General features: G+C 44.9%; 8 protein-coding genes. 4 read left to right on the top strand and 4 right to left on the bottom strand.

Going from position 1 to position 4,869, the window contains the following annotated elements:
- Positions 1–65 precede the first annotated feature (65 nt).
- On the bottom strand, positions 66–320 hold the full coding sequence (locus PN462_RS21440) for a hypothetical protein (protein WP_272130888.1): 255 nt from the start codon (positions 318–320) through the stop codon (positions 66–68).
- Positions 321–457: 137 nt separating this feature from the next.
- Here PN462_RS21440 and nfi point away from each other — a divergent pair, with 137 nt between their 5' ends.
- Positions 458–1,102, top strand: a complete 645-nt coding sequence (nfi, locus tag PN462_RS21435; RefSeq protein WP_272130887.1) for a deoxyribonuclease V — start codon at positions 458–460, stop codon at positions 1,100–1,102.
- Between the two features lie 89 nt (positions 1,103–1,191).
- On the opposite strand, the gene PN462_RS21430 is transcribed toward nfi, so the two are convergent.
- Positions 1,192–2,355 (bottom strand): methyltransferase domain-containing protein, encoded by a 1,164-nt coding sequence (locus PN462_RS21430; protein WP_272130886.1) that lies wholly within the window; start codon positions 2,353–2,355, stop codon positions 1,192–1,194.
- A gap of 322 nt (positions 2,356–2,677) precedes the next feature.
- Between PN462_RS21430 and PN462_RS21425 the strand changes: the two genes are divergently transcribed.
- Positions 2,678–2,836: a hypothetical protein gene (locus tag PN462_RS21425; RefSeq protein WP_272130885.1), complete on the top strand. Its 159-nt coding sequence runs from the start codon at positions 2,678–2,680 to the stop codon at positions 2,834–2,836.
- Between the two features lie 172 nt (positions 2,837–3,008).
- Here the strand turns inward: PN462_RS21425 and PN462_RS21420 are convergent, their stop codons facing one another.
- Positions 3,009–3,440: a hypothetical protein gene (locus PN462_RS21420; protein WP_272130884.1), complete on the bottom strand. Its 432-nt coding sequence runs from the start codon at positions 3,438–3,440 to the stop codon at positions 3,009–3,011.
- Positions 3,441–3,642: 202 nt separating this feature from the next.
- Between PN462_RS21420 and PN462_RS21415 the strand changes: the two genes are divergently transcribed.
- Entirely contained in the window at positions 3,643–4,038 is a 396-nt protein-coding gene (locus tag PN462_RS21415; RefSeq protein WP_272130883.1) for a hypothetical protein, read from the top strand.
- Positions 4,039–4,041: 3 nt separating this feature from the next.
- Here PN462_RS21415 and PN462_RS21410 read toward each other — a convergent pair whose 3' ends face one another.
- On the bottom strand, positions 4,042–4,407 hold the full coding sequence (locus tag PN462_RS21410; RefSeq protein WP_272130882.1) for a YkgJ family cysteine cluster protein: 366 nt from the start codon (positions 4,405–4,407) through the stop codon (positions 4,042–4,044).
- Positions 4,408–4,552: 145 nt separating this feature from the next.
- On the opposite strand from PN462_RS21410, the gene psb30 reads away from it, so the two are divergent.
- Positions 4,553–4,672: a photosystem II reaction center protein Ycf12/Psb30 gene (gene psb30, locus PN462_RS21405; protein WP_272130881.1), complete on the top strand. Its 120-nt coding sequence runs from the start codon at positions 4,553–4,555 to the stop codon at positions 4,670–4,672.
- The last annotated feature ends 197 nt before the right edge of the window (positions 4,673–4,869 follow it).

Below are 4,869 nucleotides of genomic sequence, written 5' to 3'. Positions count from 1 at the left end.
TGAAAATAGTGCCGTTTTGATCAAACGGATTGCTATTGAGTCAGTTGCGGTGGGCAGTCGTAACTCTAAAACGCTTCCTTCCTTGAAACTAATTCTGGGATGAGAAGAATCCCGCGTCTTTCAGCGCGGGAGATGTCAATCGTCATTCCCAACATTTCCCGACGGCCACTCCCCCGACGACTGGTATCTCGACGACGACGGGCCCGTGCTTGGGGAGATTCTGTATTAACTAAAGGGGTATCAAAGATGGGGGTAACGTCTGCAACGGAAGGGTTAGCCCACATGAGGTTCGAGACAAGAAGTGCAGTATAAACGAGCATAATTGAGATTCCAGAGAACTGCTAGTCCTATTTACAAGGAAAGATGCAGCTATCCGGAAAGGGGGGATAATGGATAATTAATAATGGATAATTAATAATTGCAAGTTGGACAAAAAACCAACAACCAACAACCAACAATGACAACCCCAACCCTTGAAGAAGCGAAAAAAATTCAAGAGAAGTTACGTCAGCAAGTGATTTTAGAGGATCAATTGGGGGATGTGCAGTATGTGGCCGGGGTAGATGCGGGGTTTGAGGAGAATTATCAAGTGACTAAGGCCGCAGTTGCGGTGTTGAAGTTTCCGGAGTTAACGGTGGTGGAGACGGCCACTGCTAAAATTAAGACGACGTTTCCCTATATTCCGGGGTTTTTGTCGTTTCGAGAAGTTCCCGCATTATTGGAAGCTCTGGATCAACTTACCACAAAACCCCATTTGATTTTATGTGATGGTCAAGGATATGCCCATCCCCGTCGTTTGGGGTTGGCTTGTCATTTGGGGGTATTATTGGATTGTCCGACAATTGGGGTGGCAAAGTCACGGTTAATTGGCCACCATGAGGAGGTGGGACGGGAAAAAGGGGATTGGACTCCGTTGTGGGATAATGGTGAGGAGGTTGGGGTGGTTTTGCGATCGCGCACTAATGTTAAACCCCTCTACATCTCTCCCGGCCACAAAATTAGTCTCCCCACTGCGATTAATTATGTGCTGCGTTGTACCACAAAGTACAAACTCCCCGAAACCACCCGTCTCGCAGATCATTTAGCGTCTCAAAAAGATTAACCAATGAAAACGAAGAAACCGGGTTTCTCCTGTGCAGTAGAAGGAAAAAAGCACCATTGAGATAGAAACCCGGTTTCTCCCTCTCTACTCTAACCACAACAAGAGGAGGTTTGTTCCGTGGTCACTTGATAATTTTCCCCTTTCGAGACTTGGGGAGGCCGTAGGGAGGGAGAGGGGACATTAAACGGTTGGGGACTTTCAACTTCTTCATAGGGGGGAACAGCAATGATATCGTCTGCATAGGGAGGTTGACTATATTTTTCATAGGTCACATCAGAAACCGCGATGCGTTGACCCCGCTTTAAGATTTGTCCGTTTTCGTCTTCCACTTGTTGCCAAGGGCCTTTATAAATTACCCCTTGATGACGGTCAAATTCATGGGTATTTTCCCCTTTATACGCACAAAGCGTCATTGACCGGAATTCTATCCCATCAATGACTTGCCAAGGGGTTTCTTCTCGTTTGAGAATGGTTAACCCATAAAACCCGGACTGCTCAAACAGAGTGAGGAATTCATCTTCTCGAAATGCTCCGGCAATACAACCACTCCATAAGTCTGGATCATTTAATATTTTTGGGGTTGGGTCTTCATCACAGACAATATCGGAAATAATGGCACGACCACCGGGTTTTAAAATGCGGTTCAGTTCGTTAAATAATTGTTGTTTATCTTGGGGACGAACGAGGTTTAAAACACAGTTAGAAATGACCGCATCAACGCTGTTATCGGGGATGAGGGGGGTTTGCTGTCGCAAGCGATCGCATTCTGCTTCAAACTGCATCATCTCCTCAAGGGAGTGGATAGGATGCCCGTTGAGCCAAGTTTGTGCGGGTTCTAAATCTAATTTTAAATCTTGAATTTTTCCCTTGACAAATTTCGTGTTATGGTAGCCAATTTTATGAGCTATTTCGTCTTGATACTTGCGAGCAATGGCTAACATTTCATCATTAAAATCAACTCCAATAACTTGCCCTGTTTTTCCCACTTTTTGGGCTAAAATATAACAATTTTTACCGACTCCTGACCCTAAATCTACCACCGTTTCTCCCTCGGAAACATAGCGGGTTGGGTCGCCACATCCATAGTCTTTTTCGAGAATTTCTTCGGGTAATATTTTTAAATATTGTCCGTCATAGTCGGTCGGACAACAAAGTTTCGCTTCTTGCTGTTTTGCTCCCTCTTGATATCGTTTTAAAACAGTGGACTCAATATCATAATTTACAGGTTGAGTTGGATTTTGGGCAGTCGTCATGGTTCCTCGACAAATAACTTACAAGATTAATAATCCAATCTAGCGGTCTTCTCTAGATGAATTTTACCAGAGAGTTAAATAATACATGGGTTCTTATTCTATTCAGGTTAAGGCAAGGTTAACGATACTCCAGCGACTGGGGAAAATGTGGTCGGTTATCGGTCTCACTTCCTGAGTCTCTGGCGTTGTTTTGTAACAGTATGATACAAAACTTTCTCAGTGACAGGCAGATTCGCTAAGGTATAAGTAAAGGGAAGGTTAATGAAAGATTAATAAGCCCTAGATCATTCTGTGACTTAATCAAAACAAGGAGGGTCGTATCATGGCCACAACCTTAGACAAAAAAAATGTTCGTCCCCAAACTGGACAAACCGCAACGACTCCAAAACGCTCTGTTTCCCCTTATCCTCGTTTAGAAGCGTATTGGGTTAGAGATGAACAAGGTAAACTGTATTGTCAATGGAGACGCGCTGATTCTTAGCTGATTCTTAACTTTCTTGATGACTGGAGGTCAAGAGATGAAGAAACGGGAAAAGGTTGGGGAATCTTCGAGATTCCCCAACCTTTTAACCGAGAAAGGGATAGACTGGGCCAATGGTGACGAGAGGGGAAACGTTAAAAGAGCAACTAGATTGAAGCGGGAAAAAAAGCGGTTACTGATTGATCGAGATAATGTAGTCATTTTTCTTACCACTGCGATCGCCGACATAAATCTCATAGCGACCCGCCGGCCAAAGTCCTGCACTATCCGCCTTCCCTTCAATAGCGCGAATGCAAAACCGACCATCGGGGCCGACAATCAATAAGGTGGGTTGAGCTTCTTCACTGTTGGCCACCGTCAGTTCTAAACTCATCGACTCAATATCCCCACTTAAATTCATAACATGATTGGGACGGGTGGGAATATAACCACAGTCCCCACTATCCACTGTTCCTCCCGACTCTCCTTGGACGGTGGTTTGATAGTCAGCTTCTGGTCGAATTGCGATCGCTTCGGCCAAAGCACTTACGGCAGACAATCCCAACCCCCCAATAATAAGAGGGACAAGGGCGATCTTTTGCCAAAATTGACGTTGCTTGATCATGGTTTTCACTCCGTATGCTAATTGAGTTGCACACTCGCTCACACTCTGATCCTCATCCGAATGAGAAGAACAGTTCCAAGGTTTGTTCCTGTTTGTGAACTGTCTCACGATTCGGCAAACCGACTTTTCAGTTTGGTTCTTGGGTAACTACTATAGTAATCAGAGAGTGAAATCTCCTCGATTGAGTTTTATTAATCTTCCTATGAATGTTCCCAACAATCCTGATCTAGAACGCAAGCTACAAGAACTTGAGGCTCAAGTGAACGAACAATCGGCTCAGGGTCAAACCGCTAGCTCTGAACAAAATACCTTTAATTCTACTGTAGGAGAGGCCAACGAGCCATCACATCAGCCAAAAGACGACTCTTTGGCCTCGCTTCTGTCTAATTTTGACTTTAACCAACTTTTGGAGGTCAGCAAAGACTGGTTTAATCGCTTACCCCAAACGGGTAAAGTGTTGGTTGCCTTGGTTGGGGCATTTGTGGCAATTTCCCTATTAACTAGCGTCCTCCGCTTAATTACTTCCCTGATTACCATCGGCATTGTTGGGGTGGCGGTGTATTTGGTGTATCGTTTCTTTTTCTCCTCCTCGGATTAGTCCCTAGGGTTGAGACCCCTGAAACCCCACCAATTGCTTATACTGTTGGCGTTTGGGACTCCGATGTCCATAAACGCCAGAAATTTGCTGATCGCAGCAATCAATGGCAAATTCCTCAAAGTCTTCTTTTGGGATTCCGTACATCTGCTCGAAAATTTCCGGTTGGACTCGGCAAAACCGAGGCCGTTGTTCGTAAATGCGGCATTGGCGCGTTTTGGGGTCAAAATGAATACACCAGCCATCCTCCCCTACGAAACTGAGATACAGGTCTAGTTCGGCGGGGGTGAGATAATGATCTAAGTCCGGGCGATCGCGGGGATCGAGATGGCAACAGGCCCCGCAATTCTCCATACAACGCCAAGTTTTCATGGATTTCAGGTCAATTCTGAGAATTTGTGTATAGTTTTGTATCTTTACGGCCTAAAACTCTTATGCAGTGGCCGATCTACAGGTATTATATACATTGGATTTTTTTGTTTCGAGTTGTAATCGGGTTGGGTAACTGAATAAAAATATGGAATTTATAACAAGTCTGAACTGGGAAGTCCTATTCCAACTGGTTTTCGTCAGTTTAATCATGATCGCTGGGCCAGTCGTCATTTTCTTACTGGCCTTTAACGGTGGTGACTTATAAATCAAGTCTCTGACCACTGTTAATTCCAATTCAACGCCCCCTTTCTCCCCTCTATTGATCAGTCTGACGGGTTCTCAACTCTAGGATTTATCATCAAGGTGAGGAGGGGGTTTTGAGTGGTTATCCCCCTTTATTCCCTCTCTAGGTGCGTCACCCCATCGTCAAGAGAGATGGGGGAGATGGGGGAGATGGGGGAG

This window comes from Spirulina sp. CS-785/01, assembly GCF_028330525.1.
Taxonomy (GTDB): domain Bacteria; phylum Cyanobacteriota; class Cyanobacteriia; order Cyanobacteriales; family Spirulinaceae; genus JAQMSD01.
Note: the sequence above shows the minus strand (reverse complement) of the source record. Positions and strands in the feature narration are given on the sequence as shown.